12 protein-coding genes are annotated in these 17,475 nt (G+C 58.6%); 9 read left to right on the forward strand and 3 right to left on the reverse strand.

Annotation, left to right across the window (positions count from 1 at the left end; genetic code table 11):
• Nucleotides 1-96 precede the first annotated feature (96 nt).
• From VQ071_RS12305 to VQ071_RS12335, 7 genes are all read left to right on the forward strand, one after another.
• Nucleotides 97-4,482, forward strand: a complete 4,386-nt coding sequence (locus VQ071_RS12305; protein WP_340514288.1) for a glycoside hydrolase family 3 C-terminal domain-containing protein — start codon at nt 97-99, stop codon at nt 4,480-4,482.
• A 209-nt stretch (nt 4,483-4,691) separates the two neighbouring features.
• Nucleotides 4,692-5,636, forward strand: a complete 945-nt coding sequence (locus VQ071_RS12310; protein WP_340514289.1) for an S-layer homology domain-containing protein — start codon at nt 4,692-4,694, stop codon at nt 5,634-5,636.
• Nucleotides 5,637-5,714: 78 nt separating this feature from the next.
• Nucleotides 5,715-6,128, forward strand: coding sequence for a hypothetical protein (locus VQ071_RS12315; RefSeq protein WP_340514290.1), 414 nt, complete (start codon nt 5,715-5,717; stop codon nt 6,126-6,128).
• 350 nt (nt 6,129-6,478) lie between these two features.
• Nucleotides 6,479-8,251, forward strand: a complete 1,773-nt coding sequence (locus tag VQ071_RS12320) for a sensor histidine kinase (RefSeq protein WP_340514291.1) — start codon at nt 6,479-6,481, stop codon at nt 8,249-8,251.
• A gap of 2 nt (nt 8,252-8,253) precedes the next feature.
• Nucleotides 8,254-9,732 carry a response regulator transcription factor gene (locus VQ071_RS12325; protein ID WP_340514292.1) on the forward strand — a complete coding sequence of 493 codons (1,479 nt, stop codon included), beginning with the start codon at nt 8,254-8,256 and terminating at the stop codon, nt 9,730-9,732.
• 5 nt (nt 9,733-9,737) lie between these two features.
• A complete protein-coding gene (locus VQ071_RS12330) occupies nt 9,738-11,102 on the forward strand; it encodes an ABC transporter substrate-binding protein (RefSeq protein ID WP_340514368.1) in 1,365 nt (454 codons plus the stop codon).
• Between the two features lie 111 nt (nt 11,103-11,213).
• Complete coding sequence (locus VQ071_RS12335) at nt 11,214-12,791, forward strand: alpha-L-rhamnosidase-related protein (protein ID WP_340514293.1); 1,578 nt, start codon at nt 11,214-11,216, stop codon at nt 12,789-12,791.
• Between the two features lie 122 nt (nt 12,792-12,913).
• Here VQ071_RS12335 and VQ071_RS12340 read toward each other — a convergent pair whose 3' ends face one another.
• Both VQ071_RS12340 and VQ071_RS12345 read right to left on the reverse strand, forming a co-directional pair.
• Complete coding sequence (locus VQ071_RS12340) at nt 12,914-13,333, reverse strand: helix-turn-helix transcriptional regulator (protein ID WP_340514294.1); 420 nt, start codon at nt 13,331-13,333, stop codon at nt 12,914-12,916.
• A gap of 275 nt (nt 13,334-13,608) precedes the next feature.
• A complete protein-coding gene (locus VQ071_RS12345; RefSeq protein ID WP_340514295.1) occupies nt 13,609-14,973 on the reverse strand; it encodes an SEC-C metal-binding domain-containing protein in 1,365 nt (454 codons plus the stop codon).
• A gap of 181 nt (nt 14,974-15,154) precedes the next feature.
• On the opposite strand from VQ071_RS12345, the gene VQ071_RS12350 reads away from it, so the two are divergent.
• Together VQ071_RS12350 and VQ071_RS12355 are read left to right on the forward strand one after the other, a co-directional pair.
• A complete protein-coding gene (locus VQ071_RS12350; protein WP_340514296.1) occupies nt 15,155-15,529 on the forward strand; it encodes a BlaI/MecI/CopY family transcriptional regulator in 375 nt (124 codons plus the stop codon).
• Between the two features lie 9 nt (nt 15,530-15,538).
• Nucleotides 15,539-16,882 carry a M56 family metallopeptidase gene (locus VQ071_RS12355; protein WP_340514297.1) on the forward strand — a complete coding sequence of 448 codons (1,344 nt, stop codon included), beginning with the start codon at nt 15,539-15,541 and terminating at the stop codon, nt 16,880-16,882.
• Between the two features lie 280 nt (nt 16,883-17,162).
• Here the strand turns inward: VQ071_RS12355 and VQ071_RS12360 are convergent, their stop codons facing one another.
• The gene (locus tag VQ071_RS12360) at nt 17,163-17,450 is read right to left on the reverse strand and encodes a VOC family protein (protein ID WP_340514298.1); all 288 of its coding nucleotides are present in this window, start codon (nt 17,448-17,450) and stop codon (nt 17,163-17,165) included.
• Nucleotides 17,451-17,475: the final 25 nt, after the last annotated feature.

A 17,475-nucleotide genomic window follows, 5' to 3' on the forward strand; every position in this document is an offset into this window, starting at 1 on the left:
TCAACGGGCTTTTTGATTCAGGTTCACCCGCAATCGGCTTCAGCCGCGGACGGAACGATTACATTCAAGACGCAAGTGGGAGGCGTATACGACGGCATGCCACTGTTCGACGGTGTGCCAAGCCACTTGGACGCATTCGTCGATCAATATTACGATTACATTGGCTTGGAAGGCGCCTCGCTGTATGCCACAGGCATCCGTGATAACTATACATTCGTCATGGATGGCGCGGACAACAACGGGCACAAAGGGAAAACAGTCCCTGGCGGACTTGCCGCAGCGGACAACGTCTACGGCGTATCGACGGACTTCCCGGCGCTGGTCGGCCTGGGGCAATCCTGGGACAAGGAGCTCGCGACCCAGGTCGGACAAGTGATGGGCAGCGAGAAGATCAGCCAGTTGAACGTTAAGCAAGGGACAGCGAATAATCATAACGGCAGCGGGGCCTCAAAATCAGCTTCGATTGCCTTTACGGCGCTGTCCGACGTCCGCGTCAATCCGCTCAACGGACGGACGCCTGAAGGCTATGGCGAAGATCCATATCTGTCGGCGACGTTGATCGACAAGATGGCTTCAGGGCTTGCCGGCACGAATCAGGAGGCAAGCGACGGCGGATTCTGGCAACGGGCCGTCGTCGGCACAAAGCACTTTTCCCTGTATAACGCGGAATGGTTCCGGCAAACCTCCAGCACGGCGGCTGGCGCGCGCGCAATTTACGAGTATCAGATTCCGTCGGCGTTCAAGGGACTGGAGTCGGGTTCGGTCGCGGGCGTCATGACCTCGTTCGGACGGACGAACGGCTTGCCGAATCTTATCTCGCCGTATATGATCCTGGGCAGCCAGATTGCGAAATACGGCATGTACTCTTCGCCGGACTTCAACGGCGAGAATCACCTGTTTAATACGAGCTTCAATAACGGCTACGATTCACAATACACGCTGGATCGCAAACATGCGCTGGCGCTGATGGTGCTCGCTCATTCGGAATCCGTACGCGCGAGCGGCACGGACAAGACGGACGTCACTACGCTTGCATCCGCAGTCAAAGCCGGACTGTACGGCATCACGCTCGATGACGTAGAGGACGCAGGCCGTCCGATCGTAAACCAGCTGGTTCGTCTGGGCGTATTTAACGAGCCGGACACCAACGGCATTCCGAAAAACTACCCGTTCGCTTCCCAGGCGAAGGACGTATCGGCGTCTTTGACCGACTACAACACGGCAGCGCATCAACAAGTTGCACTGCAGGCTGCGCGCGAATCGGTCGTCTTGCTTAAAAACACGGACGAGGCGCTGCCGCTTGCCAAGAACAAAAAAGCCGCTGTCGCCGGCGTCTACGCGGATATGCGGATGCGGCCCGGATATGCGGCCAGCACACCGAACATTGCCAATTCCGGCAAGACACCGCTATATTCGATTCTGAATACGATCGGCGCATCGCAAGTGACCTTCTCGACAGGGAGCGCTGTCGTGGCACTGAAGTCGGTTGCCAATGGCAAATATCTGACAGCTGCCGACGGCAATGGCGGACAATTGAATGCCAGTTACACCACCGCGGACAACACGTTCACGAACAACCAGTTGTTCGAATACTACGATTGGGGTCAAAATGCGGCCAGCTTGAAATCGAAGGCGAACGATCGTTGGGTGACCGCGCCGACGGCGAACAGCTCGGCGGTAGCCAATAGTGCAACCGCGACTCTTCTTCTGACCAACCCGAACTGGAGCACGCTGTCGTCTGTAGCGACCAACAGCACGATTCCTCCCAAGCTGCGCTTCGAACAAGACGCGCAAGGCAAGGCATCGATCGTCTCCGGCGGCCTCGCGATTCAGACGGGTCTGTTCAACGGACGTCTGCTGAAGACGGGCGCCGACGGTGCGTTGGCGACCGACTCCGCTGCGATCGGCAACATCGCCAACTTCGACGCGCGTACCGACAGCACGAAGTTTGAGAAGACGGTCGTGACGGAAGCCGGCAAGGGCGCAGACATCGCTGCCATGGCTGACACACAGGACTATGCGCTCGTATTCGTCGGCGCGCACCCGAGCAACAGCGGCGGCGAAGGCAGCGACCGCGCCGACCTGTACCTGGGCGATGACGACTACACGCTCGTCAAGAACGTTGCGGCAGCATTCGCTGCCAAGAACAAGAAAACAATCGTAGTCGCACTCGCAAGCTCGCCGGTCATCCTGGAACAAATTCAGAAAGACCCGAACGTATCCGCTATCGTCACGCAGCCGTATTCCGGCGAATTCGAAGCACAAGGCTTGTCGGACGTACTCTTCGGCGACTATGCGCCGACAGGACGCTTGACAGCTACGTGGTATGCCGACATGAGCGCGCTCCCCGCGATCGACAAGTATTCGATCCCGGAAGGCACGACGACGGTTACCAGCCTGAGCCAGCTTGACCCGCGCTTCACCATCGACATGTCGAATGCCGACCCGGTAGAGGCGAAGCTGACATACATGTACACGAAGGCGCCGGTCACCTATCCGTTCGGTTACGGCCTGTCCTATGGCGAATTTACGTACAAGGATTTCTCCGCGCCGGCCACGGCATCGGACAGCAGCAAGTTCAACGTCTCGGTCGAGCTGACCAACGAGGGCTCGATCACGACGTCCGAAGTCGTACAATTGTACGCAGTGAAAAACGACTCGGCATACGGCAGCGAAGTGCCGACCAAGAAGCTGATCGCGTACGACAAGGTAGAGATGACGCAAGGCGAGCACAAAATCGTGACGCTGTCGGTCGATCCCAAGGATCTGGCGATCTGGGACGTCAACCGCGGCGATTACATTGTTGAAGACGGATCGTATACGTTGATGGTCGGCCGCTCCTCGGAAGATATCCGCGCGACCAAGAACATTACGATTTCGGGCCAAGAGGTTGCATCGCTGAACGCGACGGATGCATTTAACGTGTTCGACCACGCGTTCGACTCCCATGCAGTCGTCTACCGCGAAGCTTCGAAGGCTCGTACGGTAGAAAGCCTGAGCGCAGAGAAAATTGCAGGCGAATACTACACGGTCATGTCCAAGGGCAACGGTTCTTGGGTAGCGCTGCCTAAGGCAAACTTCGCGAACGCGAAGAAGATTACGGCGCTCGTCGGCACGGCTGGTGGAGGCGGCAGCATTACGCTCCGCGCGGACTCTCCGACGGCAGAGCCGTTTGCGACAATCGACGTACCGACGACAGGCAAGACGACGTACGTCATGCCAAATGCAGCCGATCAAACGGTCAATGAACTGGGCTACACAGCTGTTACAGCCGATGTCCTCCATGCGCCTGCAGGCGAGCACATGGTATATGTCGTGTTCAACGCTCCGGACCTGCGAATCGACTCGCTGGCTGTAACGGAGACGGCGTTCGGCATTGCGAAGCCGGTCGACAACTCGACGCTTCCGTCGGTACAACCGGGCGAAGCTTACGAGCAGACGCTCGACCTGCAAGCTGTCGGTGGCACCGCGCCTTATACGTGGTCGGTGACCGGTCTCCCGACGGGGCTGAGCTTCGACCCTGCCACCAGGAAGATTACGGGAACCGTAGATGCAAGCGCAGCGGCCGGCAGTCCGTATACACTGACGGTTACAGCAACGGACGCCGACAGCAAGACGACTGCTGTATCCGTAAAGCTGGCGATCCGCACGACGCCGGGATCCGGTGCGCTGAACGGCCCGAGCCAGGTTAACTCGGGCAAATCGTTCGACGTGAAGTACGGTCTCACAGGCGTAACAGGCCAAAATGTGCTTGCGGAAGACATTACCGTCACGTACGATCCGGCCAAGGTTGACTTCACCTCGGTAAGTTCGCTTGACGACAAGACGTATCTGATCGTCGGCGAGAAGCCCGACGCCGAGCATGGCAAGTTCCGGTTCCTCGCGATTCGTCTGAACACTGCGCAGACGAGCCCGAACGGCGATGTAGCGAAGCTGGCGTTCAAGGCGAAGAATGGCGCGGGCTTAACCAGTATCGGCGTCACGAATGTGGTGATCGCGGACGAGCAAGCCAATGAGACGGCGATTGATGGCTCGTCGATCGACGTACAAATCAACGTGCTTGACCGCAGTGCGCTCCAAAGCATCGTCAATGAAGCGCAATCGGCTTACAATGCAGCTGTCGAGGGCAACAAGGTCGGTCAGTTCCCGGCCGGCTCCAAGGCCGTGCTGCAAGCGGCGATCGATCAGGCGAAGAGCGTCCTGAACAACAACGATGCCGAAGCTGCAGATATTCAAAATGCTGCGAATGCGCTGAGTACGGCGCTGCAAACGTTCCGCAGCCTGGCTGTCACTGCAGTCGGCGGCGACGTGAATGGCGACAGCAAGCTGACTGTCGGCGACCTGGCGCTTGTGGCCAAGGCTTATGGAATGAAGTCGACCGATGCCGGATGGAATGCTGTGAAGGCATCCGACTTCAACAACGACGGCAAGATCGATATCGAAGATCTGGTCTGGCTGGCCATACAGATTTTCAACTGGTAACCCCGAACTCATGCAGCGAACGGGAAGAAGACAGCTTGCTGTCTTCTTCCTGTCGTTGACGAAAGGATGCGTGTGACCGAATGCAAATACAACCCTTATTCGTACGTTCGGCGATATTGAAAACAATTTGCGCACTGCTGGCGGCTCTGCTGCTCCTTGTCTGCTTGCCGCACGGCCAAGCTGCTGCTGCGGACGAGCCAGGCTTCACCTTGACTGCCGGCTCTGCTTCCCCGAAGGTAGGCAGCGTAATATCCGTTGTCGTTCATGGCGACGGCGTACAGGATTTGTTCGGCTATGAGCTCAATGTCTCTTATTCGGCGGACAAGTGGCAATTTGTCGATGCTGCCAGCTCGCTGGAAGGAGGCTTCGCGGTGGCGCCGATCGTCAAGGATGGCGTCGTCACCTATGCGTATACGAAGGTTGGAGCGGCGACTGCTGGCGTGAGCGGCTCGACGGATTTGGCAACCCTGCGATTCAAGGCGATTGCAGGGGGCAGCTCCGCTATCCAGTTAGTCCGCGTGAAGACGGTGTCGAAAAGTCTGAAAGCGAACGAAGTATCTCCCGGGACGACCGTGTCCATTATTGTTCCGCAAGCGGCGATAATCACGTTTACGGATGTGCCTGAAGGTTATTGGGCAAAGGGCGCCATAGAACGGGCGGCAGCGCTGGAACTGGTGAACGGATTCCCGGACGGGACGTTTAAGCCGAAGAAGGTCGTCACGCGCGCAGAGTTCGTGACGATGCTGGCGCGGGCGCTGACCGTGCCTGGGGGAGAAGAAGGGGCCGTGTCCGCGTTCAAGGATGCCGCGCTAATCGGCGAGTGGGCGAAGCCGTCGGTGGCGAAGGCGTTAGCCGCAGGCTGGGTCAAGGGCTTCGATGACGGCACGTTTAAGCCGAATGCGCCGATCACCCGAGCAGAGATGACCGTAATTGCTGTACGCGCATTGAAGCTGGAAACGAGTGAAACGGCAACGCTGGCGTTTGGCGACGCGAACCGTGTACCGACCTGGGCAAAAGCGTCTGTTGCGGAAGCCGTCAAGGCAGGTCTTATACAGGGGCGGGAGAATAACACATTTGCGCCCGCGGACGCGACGACACGAGCAGAGGCAGTCGTTGTGTTGCTGCGCGTCTTCGATTATGTTGGCAACCGTTAAGGAGGGCATCTGGCGATGAGACAAACGGCACGCAGACAGGTGAGACGCCTGGCGATAATGGCAGCATTAGGAGTAATCATGGTAAGTGGAACATTAACAGCCTACGCCGAGCCGGATTCGGCCCCGGTTGTAGAGGAGAATGCCCAGCTCCCTCAAGTCGACGCTAGACAGTCCGATAATCCGGAAGATGCAGGTACGATCGACGAGCTTGAGGAGACGCAGCTGCAGGAGGAGCCGGCCCCGCCGGCGGAGAGCCTGGACGCGGAGTCTGAGACGATGGAGGAAGAGGCGCTGACGCCGGGCGATCTCAACGGGGACGGGAAATCGACTTTGGCGGATCTGGCGCTCGTCGTGGCTGCGTTCGGAAAAACTGCCGAAGAAGCGGATTGGGACTTGTACAAGCAAGCCGATCTGAACAGCGATGAAGTCGTCGATTTCCAGGATACAGTCAGGCTTGCTGATCTTCTGCTGGCGGAGGAAGCGACGCCCTGAAGCTCGCAATCGTACAGGTTTATCGATGGGGCTGTCTCCAAGGTGCATAAAGCGAACTGAGAGACGGTCCCGTCGTTGGCTTCGAACCGGGAGGATTGGTCGAGTGCGGATCGCGATGCCGCGGATCGAGATGGCGCCAGGTCAGCCAATCCGCCGCCTTCTAAAAAACGCGGAGCACTCCCAAAAAATCCGTACCTTATGATTGCGGACAGTTTGCGTTAAAATGAAAGTAAACGGGTTTTTCCCCATGCGGTTATCCGCTGCGCGCGAGGTGCGGCAAGCCGGGCGGACAGCATGTGTGTTTCCGCTTACAATCCATTAGCCTGCGACACCCGTAAAGGATGCTTGCCATGATAACGAGACTCCGCCGGTTCCTTTTCAAGCTCAGGCCGCCCCGGATCCGCAGCCGCTTTCTGGCCGCCATGATTCTGGTTTCCCTGCCGCCGCTGTTCGTGCTGGGATACGTCTCTCTCAACATTTCCAAGGACATGCTCGTGCAAAACCATATACAAGCCAACGCGGACCACCTCAAGACGTCCAGCGAGGTCGCCGATCTGCTCATGCGCAACATTATCAACATGAACCGCATCATCCTGTCCAACGACCAGCTCCGGCAGGAGCTGTACCAGAGCGGCGAGGCGAGAGCGGACGGGCAGGGCGTCATCGACGTCCGTACGGCCAACCTGCTGCAAAATATCGTCGTGTCGAATCTGTTCGATATTCAGAACATCGACTCGATCTGCCTGTTCGACCGCAACTTCCGGTCCGTCTGCTACGGACGCTCCGAGCAGGCCGGGAAGTACGGTTCCGAAGATGCGCGCGGCCTGATCCCGCGTACGGACTGGTATACGCAGGCTGAGCAGGCGAAGGGCAAGGAAGTGTTTTTCGGCTACAATGTGCTCGAGGAATCGCCCTACGGCAACGCGTTCTCGAGCGTCAAGCTGCTGCGCGACCCGAACCGGCTGAGCGGAGACAAGATCGGCCTGCTCGTCATCAACATCCGCAAGTCGATCTTCGAGCAGACGGTTAACGAGAGCGACGAGAGCGGGTTCCTCGTGCTGGATACGCAGGAGACCAACCCGCTCGTCGTATTCGACCTCCGTCCGGAGCTTACGTCCGGTATCGGCATCGGCGGCAGCCTGGACGCGACGTTCGCGAACATGCGCAAGGCTGGCTACCTGTACAGCCAGTACCGGAACGCGTCAAGCGGCTGGATGTTCGTTCACTTCGTCGAGGCCAGGACGCTGCTTCAGCAATCGCAGCGCATCACCCTGACGACAGGACTGCTCGCCGCCCTCATGGCCGGCATCGCGCTCGCGGTGTCTTATTTCGTGTCGGGGACGATCACGAAGCCGCTGCTGCAGCTGAAAAAAATGATCGGCGACTGGGCCAAGGGCCATTCGTCGGCCGAAGCGGGCGAGGCGTTCCTGGCGGATGAGGTCGGCGTCATCGGACAGACGTTCCAGCGGGTGACGGCGGAGTACCAGGTGCTCAGCGAGCGGCTGCTGCAGGCGCAGCTCAAGGAGCGGGAGGCCGAGCTGCGCTCGCTACAGGCACAGATCAAGCCGCATTTTTTATATAACACGCTCGATTCGATCTATTGGATGTCGATGCTCGAGGAGAAGCACGATATCGCCCAGATGGCGCTGTCGCTGTCCGAGAGCTTCAAGCTGAGCCTTAACAAGGGCAGGGAGACGATTCCTGTCTACAAGGAGCTCAAGCATATCGAGCACTATATGATCATCCAGAATCTCCGCTACGACAACCGGTTCAGGTACGAGGAAGACGTCGAGTCGGACATCATGAGCTACGAGATTATGAAGCTCATGCTCCAGCCGCTCGTCGAGAACGCCATCTACCACGGACTCGAGCCCAAGGTCGGCGAGGGCACGGTGCGGCTGACCGGGCGTAAGGACGGGGAGTTCCTTTCCTTCACGGTAACCGATGACGGGGTCGGCATGGCGGATATCCGGAAAACGGAGGAAGGGTACGGCTTGCGCAATGTGCGGGAGCGGCTGGAAATCTACTATGGTCCGACGAGCTCGTTTACGATCCGCAGCCGGCCCGGCAATGGCACATCGATCGAGCTACGCTTTCCGCACAAGCTATATAAGGAGGAGTAGACATGCTGAAGGCGGTCGTGTTCGACGATGAATTCATCGTGCTGAAAGGGCTGGAGCGGCTCATCGATTGGCGCGAGCACGGCGTCGAGCTGGCGGGGACGGCCAAGGACGGGCTGTCCGCGCTGGAGGTGTTCCGGGCGGTGCAGCCGGATATCGTCATGACCGATATCCGCATGCCGGGCATGGACGGACTTCAACTGATCGCGCGCATCCGCGAGGAGGCGCCGGATACGATGTGCATCGTGTTCAGCGGGTACAACGAGTTCGACTACGTCAAGCGCGCGATCAAGCTCGGCGTCGTGGACTATCTGGAGAAGCCGATCACGATCTCGAAGATTCGCGAAGGCATCGAGAAGGCGGTCGCGCGCATCGGCGAGCGCAGCGAGATGTCGAGCCTCAGGCAGAGATGGCAGGAGGGGCTGCTGGAAAAAGCGACGCTCGATCTGCTTCTGTACGGACGCGACGCCGAGGAGGCATGGAGAACGCAGTTCGGACCGGGAGCGGAGGACGTACGGGGCGTCACCGTCGTCGCCAGCGCGGATTCGGCGTTCGAGCTGACGGACATTCCAGGCTGCCGCGTAGTGTCGATGCGATACGGCACCGAATATTTGCACGCCGTCTTCCATCTGGAGGCAGTCGGCAGCGATTGGACCGCCGTCCTGCAGGCATGGGATCGGACGGCCGTCGGTTCGGGCGCGACGCACGCCGAACCCGGCGCAGCTGCCGCCAGCTACCGCGAGGCGCTCCGGGCGCTCCGCTACGGCAAATATCTGGAGGGTACCGGCTGGACCCGGTACGAGGATCTCGGCGACGGACATTCGCCCGCACCCGAGCTGTCCGATCTGGAGGAAGGCATCCTGTTCGACCTGCGGCTCGGGGACAAGGATAGCCTGATGCTGAAGCTGGACGACTATCTAGCTTCGTTCAAGCAGGGGAAGGTCGATCCGGAGGTCGCCGAGCTCGAGCAGCTGAAGCTGCTGCTTCACGCCGGCGAAGCCGCCAAGGAGACGGGAGGCGACGCGTCCGAGCTCGACCGCGCCGGCGAGCCGCTGCAGCTCGCGCTGCGCAAGCTCGAGACGAGGTCGGCGCAGGCTGCCTGGCTGCGGGAGGAGATCGGACGGATTGCGGACTGGATCCGCGGCGTGCGGCAGCGTACGAAGCATTCGGCGGTGGAGAAGGCGCTGGCTTATATGGAGCTTAACTATGGCAGGGATCTGACACAGCAGGAGGTCGCGGCCCATGTCGAGATGAACACCGCTTATTTCAGCCTGCTTTTCAAGGAACAGATGAATCTCTCCTATATCAAATACTTGACCAAGCTGCGCATGGAAAAGGCGAAGGGACTGCTCGAGGAAGGCATTCCGACGCAAGAGATCAGCGAACGGGTGGGGTACTACCATGCTCGGCACTTTGCCGAAGTGTTCAAAAAACAGACCGGCATGACGCCCGGACAATTCCGCTCGACCGGGAGAGGACGGTGAGCGGCATGCGGCATACGGGACGCAGACGCTTGTTCCGGCTGCCCGCTCGCTTGGCGCTGCCGGTTTTTCGTCTGGCCCTGCCCTGGTTTTCCGCGCTCCTGCTGGCGTCCTGCGGCGGCGCGCCGGCGGCTGTGCTGGCTCCGGCGGATCATGCGACGACGATTTTATACCTTTCCTCCAACAAGGAAGACGAGGGCAGTTCCCGAATCATCAGCGAGCTCGCCCTCGAATATCAGTACGCGCATCCGTCGGTCCGGTACAAGTTCGAGAACGTGTCTGAGAGCGACCTGAGTCCGCGCGTGCAGCTGCTCGCCGCGAGCAACGACCTGCCCGTGTTGTTCAGCTACCAATCGGGCAAGCCGCTGCTCGATCTGATCGACAGCAACGCCGCGCTCGACCTGAAGCGGACATTCGCGGAGCTCGGCATGGCGGACAGCCTCAATCCCGCCGCCGTCGAGCTGCTCGAGGCGTACGCCGAAGGGAAAGGGCTGTACGCGCTGCCGCTGGAGATGAACATCGAAGGCTTCTGGTACAACAAGACTCTTTTCGCCAAATACGGCCTGCACGAGCCGCGAACCTGGGACGAGATGCTGGAGGCGGCGGAAACGCTGAAGCGCGAGGGCGCTCAGCCGTTCGCCGTAGCCGGCAAGGAGAAGTGGCCCATCACTCGTCTGATCAACGCGTATGCAATCCGCAAGCTTGGCGTCGACGCGATGGAAAAAGTGGATAAAGGAGAGTTGTCCCTCGCGGATCCCGGCTTCGTCGAAGCGGCGGATGCCGTGCAGCAAATGGGACTCCAGGGATACTTCGGATCTCGTGTAAACACGATCGACATGGGCACGTCGGTCAACCTGTTCCTGGAGGGCAAGGCGGCCATGTTCTACATGGGCAGCTGGCAGCTGCGTGCCTTTAACGATCCGGCGCAAAACAAGATCGGCGCGGACAATGTAGGCTTTTTCAGCATCCCGCTTGTCCGGGACGGCCTGGGCCAGCTTGACGAATATCCGGTCAACGCCGGACTGACCACGTCTTTTTCCAAATCCGCGTATACGGCCGAAGTCGGCGATTGGATGAAGTACGTGTTCGAGCGTTACGGGGATCGCGCCATGTCCGAGCTCGGCATGGTGACCGGATTTAATGTGAAGGAAGTGCCCGAGGACGCGCCGCCGCTCACGAGAATGGTCCAGACCAAGATCGGCGAGGTAAAAAAGGGAGCGCTGTGGTTCGAGGCCCGCTTCAGCACCAAAGCGCAGCTGCTGGCCTGGGACAACGCGCAGCTGCTCGTCACGAGCGCAGCATACTCGCCGAAGGACTACCTGGGCGAGCTGCAGCGGCAGTTGGACGCCGATCGGACGGCCGAAGGGCGGTAAGTCGCCGATCCTGACGGAATCGGATTATTTTATCCGGGATTCGGTTCTATTGCCGGACGGGAACGGTCTGCTAGATTAAGAGTCAAATGCGCCAAGGGAGAGTGCAGCAGGATGGCAGATACGATAAAGATGCAAGCCGCGCAGGTCGCGATCGTGCGCAACGAAGCGTTCGTCGGGAAGGCGGAGGCGCTGAAACCGGTTTTGCTCGAAGAGGCGGTTATGGCGGCGCGCATCGTCGAGGTCGTCGCGGACGCCGAGGCCATGCATGGCTGGCGGGCGCGAGAGGAGGCGCCCGTCGAAGCGCTGGTAGAACGGGAATTCAAAAAGGGAGACGCCGTCGTGCTGGATTTTGGCGACCATCGGGTCGGCTACGTCTCGTTCGACGTCCGCCCAGTCGGCAGTCCGCCGGACGCGCCGCTGAAGTTGAAGCTAACGTTCGGCGAAATGCCGGTGGAGATGGCGGAACCGTTCTCCTCGTACGACGGATGGATCAGCGGATCCTGGCTGCAAGAGGAGATTCTGCTCGTCGACGTGCTGCCTGCGCGGATCTCGATGCCGAGAAGATATAGCTTCCGCTATTTGAAGCTGGAGGTGCTCGATACGTCTCCGAAATACCGAGTCGTATTCAGCGATGCTGCGGTCCGAACCGTCACTTCCGGCGACATGTCCGCGGTGGTCCAGCTGGTGCATCCGGATCCCGTCATTCGGGAGATCGACCGCGTGAGCGTCAAGACGCTGCAGGATTGCATGCAGGACGTGTTCGAGGACGGTCCGAAGCGGGACCGCAGGCTGTGGTTGGGCGATCTGAGGCTCCAGGCGCTGGCAAATTATGAGACGTTCCACGGCGACGATCTGGTTAAACGCTGCCTCTACCTGTTCGCGGCCGTGCCCGACGATCTGGGACGGGTGACGGCGAATTTGTTCATTGAGCCGTCCTTGATCGCGGACGATACGTATCTGTACGACTATTCGCTGTTTTTCGCCGCCACCTTGCACGACTATGTGGAGGCAACGGGGGACGAAGTGACGCTGCGGGAGCTGTGGCCGCTCGCGCGCCGGCAGGTCGAGCTGGGGCTCGAGCGGCTGGACGAGTCGGGCGTGCTGCGGGACGAAGAGACGTGGTGGGCGTTCATCGACTGGCACCAGTCGCTCAACAAGCAGGCGCCGGCGCAGGGCGTACTGATCTATACGTTGAAACGCGCGATCGCCATGGCCGAGCGGGTGGGCTGCGATTCGGCGGTCGGGCTGGCGGCGAGATTGGTCGAGGTCGAAGCGGCGACGCTGGCGCAGTTGTGGGACGCGGAGCTCGGCTTTTTCGTCAGCGGCGCATACCGGCAGGTGTCCTGGGCGTCGCAGGCTTGGATGGCGCTGGCGGAAGTGCTGCCGCCGGAGCAGAATCGGGCGCTGATGCTCCGGCTGCTCGCCGAGTCACCGGACATCGGCCCGACTACGCCGTACATGTACCACCACATCGTCGAGGCGCTGCTCTTGACGGGCTGCCGGGACGAGGCGGTCGCGATGCTCAAGCAGTACTGGGGCGGCATGCTCGAGGACGGAGCGGACACGTTCTGGGAGTTGTACGATCCGCAGGATAAGGGCTTCTCGCCATACGGCAGCCACCTGATCAACAGCTATTGCCACGCGTGGAGCTGCACGCCGACTTATCTGATACGCAAGTTCGGGCTGTAGGCATAGGAACTCATTTTCACTTTTAACAGTATCCCTTTCGGTCAGGATCGTCCTCGAAGCTACGGCATATGTGCCTTCCTGTTCGAAGGGGATATCGTTCAAATGTGGCGAAGCGAGTGCAATCACGAGAAGAAGCGGCGATACCGACCGGTATCGCCGCTATTCTTGTTGTACGTCTGATACCGCCTGTACGCGGTCGGTGTCAACCCGAACCGAGATTCGAGCTTGCAATAAAAGAAGCCGTGGCTCTCGCAGCCGCATTGTCTCGCGATCTCTGCGGCATCGAGCGCGGTCGTCCGCAGGAGCTCGGCGGCCCGATTGAGGCGATACGTCTGCGCGAGCTCGCCGAACGTGCAGCCGGTATAGCGCTTCAGCAGGCGTCCCAGGTAATCGGGTGAGCAGCCGAACCGCCCTGCAAGCTCGCCGGGCGTACAGTCGCGGTAATGCCCGCTCATATAGGCGAGCACGCCCGCGAGCTCCCCGTCCGCCGGCGTCTGCTCAGGATCGTATTGCAAGTCTTCGCGCAGAGAAGATCCTTTCAAATAAACAAGATAAGCTTTTGGTGAATTTTCTAAACAGGAGATAACGAATCTAAAAGAATAGTCATATTGAGTCTGTGTTCAACACTCTATATCTGATAATGGCAGGGACGCGGTCTTTTTCTGTCTAGCGCGGCGTGGAAATATCGATATGGCGAGCAAGACTCGTTGACGAGGCCGGGGCCGCGTAGCGGGTCTTGCTCGCCAAGTAAGGAATCCGATTCAGGCAGCGCCGGTTATTCGCAAGCGAGCAACGAACCGTCCAAGAAGACGCTCGCTTAACGGCTTTTCTCCAACAACTGCAGCAGCTCGGGGCGGACTTTCCAAAGGTGCGCGTGCGTCATGGCATAGATCTTGGCTTCGCTCTCGTCGCCGAAGCCGTAATAATCCGGCATTTCGCGAGGGAGGCGCTTTTTTTCGAGCAGATAAGGGACGACATGGTGATTTTGAGCGATGGCCGTCTTCACGAGTTGTGGCAATTCGGGCGATCGGCGATCTAGCCCGAATGCAACGAGAATGCGGTTATAGTTGGCGGCAGCGGACCCATCTTCGTAGCGCTCCAGGAGCTCGTGCGCGTTTTCCCAATTTTCGACCTCCAGGTAGGCTAGCGCCAGCAATTCGCGAACGCCCTGATTATCGTTCGGGTTAAGCGTCAACATCTCCTCGTAATGCTTGATCGCTTCCGTCATGTTATGCATTTCGGCGCAAGCTTCCGCATAACCTTTCTTGGCTCGCATATAAGGGCGCGTCGGGAGATATCCCCAGAAATGTCCCTTGTACTCTTCAAAAAACGGTTCTCCGAAAGCCCGTTCCCCGGCCAGCATTCCTTTTTGGTAGTAATAGGCCATTTCCTTGGGAGATGAAGCGATCGTCTCCGCAAGCACGTTATAGGCATCTACGCAATCCGGATCGAGCAGCAGTGCGTCCTGCGCAAGCTTGCCCCGCCTTTCAGGATCTTGCTGTTCCCAAGCTTCGTAGACAAGCTCCCGGGCTCGTTCTTCGGGTGACTGCTTCCTTCGGCCGGCTTGTCCTGTACGTTGCTGCAAATGCTGCTGAATAAAGGCGTTCGCCTCTTCGGTCGAGCTAAAATCCTGGTTGGCAAGCAAGTCGAAGACGTGCTGCATTTCTTTTTCCATCACCATCCGCGAATTCGGCACCGTCGAAGACGATTGGCCCGCTTTGTTCGATCGCGCGGGCGAATCGTCCGCTAAAAACGCATGGAGTCGTCCGACGCGCTGCGAGATGCTGCCGGCGGACACGTTATACTTCAGAGCCAACTCGGTTTGAGTCGTTTCATAGCCGTATGTCTGACACAGAACGTATTCCAGCGCCGCCGTGAATACGCCCGCTTTTTTGATCAGCGGATCGTTCACATTTGCATAATCACTCCACATCGCCAGCACTGTATTTACTTCCTTAGGCTTATAGAGGCCGTTTGTCCGATTCGCAAAATGCCGCGCGACCATCTTGACCGCTTCGGTGGACCAAGTCAATTCTCTTTCGATCCGTTCCTCGGGCGAGGACTCCGCGAACGCGGTCTTCAAGGGTACGACCTTTTGCGACTCATCTATTTCAAGACAGCACTTTTTATATTTTTTTCCGCTGCCGCAGTGGCACGGATCGTTTCTTCCCGGCTTGGACATTCGTTTTTTAACCCTCCAGCCCTGCGTTATTTCCGTTTAGTATACCATATAGGCAGAGGAGCCGTGTTGCATTCAGCTTCGCTTGACTATCTACTACGCGGTGTAGTAAATTGATATTACTACGTGACGTAGTAATCGATGCCGTCATGGACGCATGGCGGAGCAAAGAGGTGTTTCCCCGGTGAACCTGGTTCAAAAGCTATCGGAGACAGAAATGGAATTAATGGAAGCGATCTGGGCGTGCACGCCCCCGGTCACATCCACGGAACTGCTGCACATGTTTGCGCAAAAGGGAAGAGCCTGGAAAGCGCAGACGATCTCCACCTTTCTATCGCGTTTGGTGGATAAAGGCGCGCTTGCGGCTACCAGAGATGGCCGGACCAACAAGTATGTGCCTCGCATTTCGCCCGAGGATTACAAGCTGCTGGAGACGCAGCATGTCCTGGACGGGTTGTACCAGGGCTCCGTCAAAAACCTGATTGCGGCCATGTATGACGGCGACAAGCTGTCGGATCAGGACATCTCCGATCTGAAGAAATGGTTTTCGGAAAAGTAGGTGCTGCCGATGAACGCGATGCTTGAAATGCTGTTTACGCTGGCCGTAGCCGGGAGCGTCGTCGCCGCATGCAGTTTATCGTTGCGAATCGTTTCCGCCGACAGGTTCTCTGCAAATTGGCGTTACCGGCTTCAAAAGATAGCGGTATTGCTCTACCTGCTGCCCATTGCCGTTGGGATTTCCTGGATCTTGTCGCTGATGGATGCCCCATCGACGACCGTGTATGATTCGCCGTCCATCCCGATTACAGGTTTGAAGTCGGAGCCTTTTCTGCCCGTGCGGACTATTCCTGCCCATGCAGCTTTTCTTTTACTCAGTATATGGGCGGTCGGAGCTATCGGTTTTGCGGCGCGGCAGCTGTACGGTTATCGCCAGTTCCGCATGGTGCTGGCACTTACGCGTACCGCTCTCCCGGATCGCGCCGAAGCCGAGGCACGGCTCTCGTTTATCAAGGAAGAGCTCGGATTAAAAAACGAAGTCGCGCTCGCAGGCAGCGCTATGCTTCGAAGTCCTATTCTGGTTGGTTTGCGCCGTCCGACCATTTATCTGCCTCTAGCGATTGCGGCGAACGCAGACTTGGATATGGTGCTCCGTCACGAGCTGATCCATCTGAAACGGAAGGACTTGTGGGTCAAAGCATTGGCGCTTGCTGCGGGCGCCTTGCATTGGTACAACCCGCTCGTTCATCTGCTCCGCAAGGAGATTCAGATCTGGAGCGAGCTGTCCTGCGATGAAGAAGTCGTGAGCGGGATGTCCCATACCGAGCGGAAAAGGTACGGTAACACGCTGCTTAACGTGATGGCCGGCCCGGAGAATTTCCCGGCGCGGTTTTGCGCCTCCTTGTCCGGCGAGGGGATTCAACTCAAAAGGAGACTAACGCTCATGCTGAACGTGAAGAAGATGAAAAAGAAAACGATGTTTGTAACGGTCGCCGCTGTGTTCTTAATTGCGGGAGTTAGCACCACCGCTGCAGTATGGGCTTCGGACAATACGCCGACCGTGGCCGCTCATGAAGAAGCCTCGCTCTCCGGAGCGGAACCTTCTGCGACTGCGGCTCCTGTTGCGGAGACGGCGCCTTACCCGATAGCGGCAGCAGAAGGGGAAGCGGGTCCCGCCGACGCGCCAAGAGCAACGGCAGCGCCGACAGCGGAGGCGGTGGAGGCTTCTGCTGGCGAAGTGCACGCCATACCGAAGGTGACGTCCGCGCCGGGGGCTGCCGCAGCTGCTGTCGCTGAACCAGAGGCGGCGGAGGCAGGCGCTCCCTCTGGCGAAGCGCACGCGATACCGAAGGTGACATCCGCGCCGGGGGTTGCCGCAGCTGCTGAACCAGAGGCGGTTCCTTCTGAAAAGTGACTTGTGCTAACAGCCTCGTGCTCACCGATCATGCACGAGTTAATAAGCGAATGAGAGACGATCGTTCAATCACACTCAGGACGATGAGGTTGCTGAGCAGTTCAGTTTAAAAATGAATGATGCTAAAGGCGTTGCAGCCCGTCGGAATTAACCGGCGACCTGTTGGCGTAAAAAGACAGCAAGTTGAGTCCAACCTTGGAATCCCCCAGTTGAACAGGGGGTTCGTATACAAAAAGGCTAAGCGAATTTACGCTTAGCCTTTTTGTCAAAAATGATTTATTTACTCCTGAGAGAAAGCGCCCGTGTCCATATAGGCAATTTCCCGCAGATGCCCGTCCAGGTCTTCGAAGCTTCTCACGTACTTGAAGCCGTGGTCCACCGGGTCTTTGGATTGTTTGCCTCCTGCAGCCAGAGCCTTGTCTGCCAGTTCGTTCATCTGCGCCCTGCTGTCGGCGGAGAGCGCGATAATCCCAGTAGCGGCACTGGCGGCATCAGCCAGCGGCTTGTTGACGAATGACTGGAAGTACGACCCGGTCAACAGCTGAACGTAGGTGTTGTCATTGATCACCGGGCATGTCCAACGCGGCATGGGC

This window comes from Cohnella sp. 56, from assembly GCF_037963805.1.
GTDB lineage: Bacteria > Bacillota > Bacilli > Paenibacillales > Paenibacillaceae > Cohnella.

Excerpts from the sequence above, each read along its gene's own strand:
- VQ071_RS12305 (WP_340514288.1), top strand. The coding sequence starts at position 97 with ATGCCACTGTTCGACGGTGTGCCAAGCCACTTGGACGCATTCGTCGAT.
- VQ071_RS12335 (WP_340514293.1), top strand. The coding sequence starts at position 11,214 with ATGGCAGATACGATAAAGATGCAAGCCGCGCAGGTCGCGATCGTGCGC.
- VQ071_RS12345 (WP_340514295.1), bottom strand. The coding sequence starts at position 14,973 with ATGTCCAAGCCGGGAAGAAACGATCCGTGCCACTGCGGCAGCGGAAAA.
- VQ071_RS12355 (WP_340514297.1), top strand. The coding sequence starts at position 15,539 with ATGAACGCGATGCTTGAAATGCTGTTTACGCTGGCCGTAGCCGGGAGC.
- VQ071_RS12315 (WP_340514290.1), top strand. The coding sequence starts at position 5,715 with ATGGTAAGTGGAACATTAACAGCCTACGCCGAGCCGGATTCGGCCCCG.
- VQ071_RS12320 (WP_340514291.1), top strand. The coding sequence starts at position 6,479 with ATGATAACGAGACTCCGCCGGTTCCTTTTCAAGCTCAGGCCGCCCCGG.
- VQ071_RS12330 (WP_340514368.1), top strand. The coding sequence starts at position 9,738 with ATGCGGCATACGGGACGCAGACGCTTGTTCCGGCTGCCCGCTCGCTTG.
- VQ071_RS12325 (WP_340514292.1), top strand. The coding sequence starts at position 8,254 with ATGCTGAAGGCGGTCGTGTTCGACGATGAATTCATCGTGCTGAAAGGG.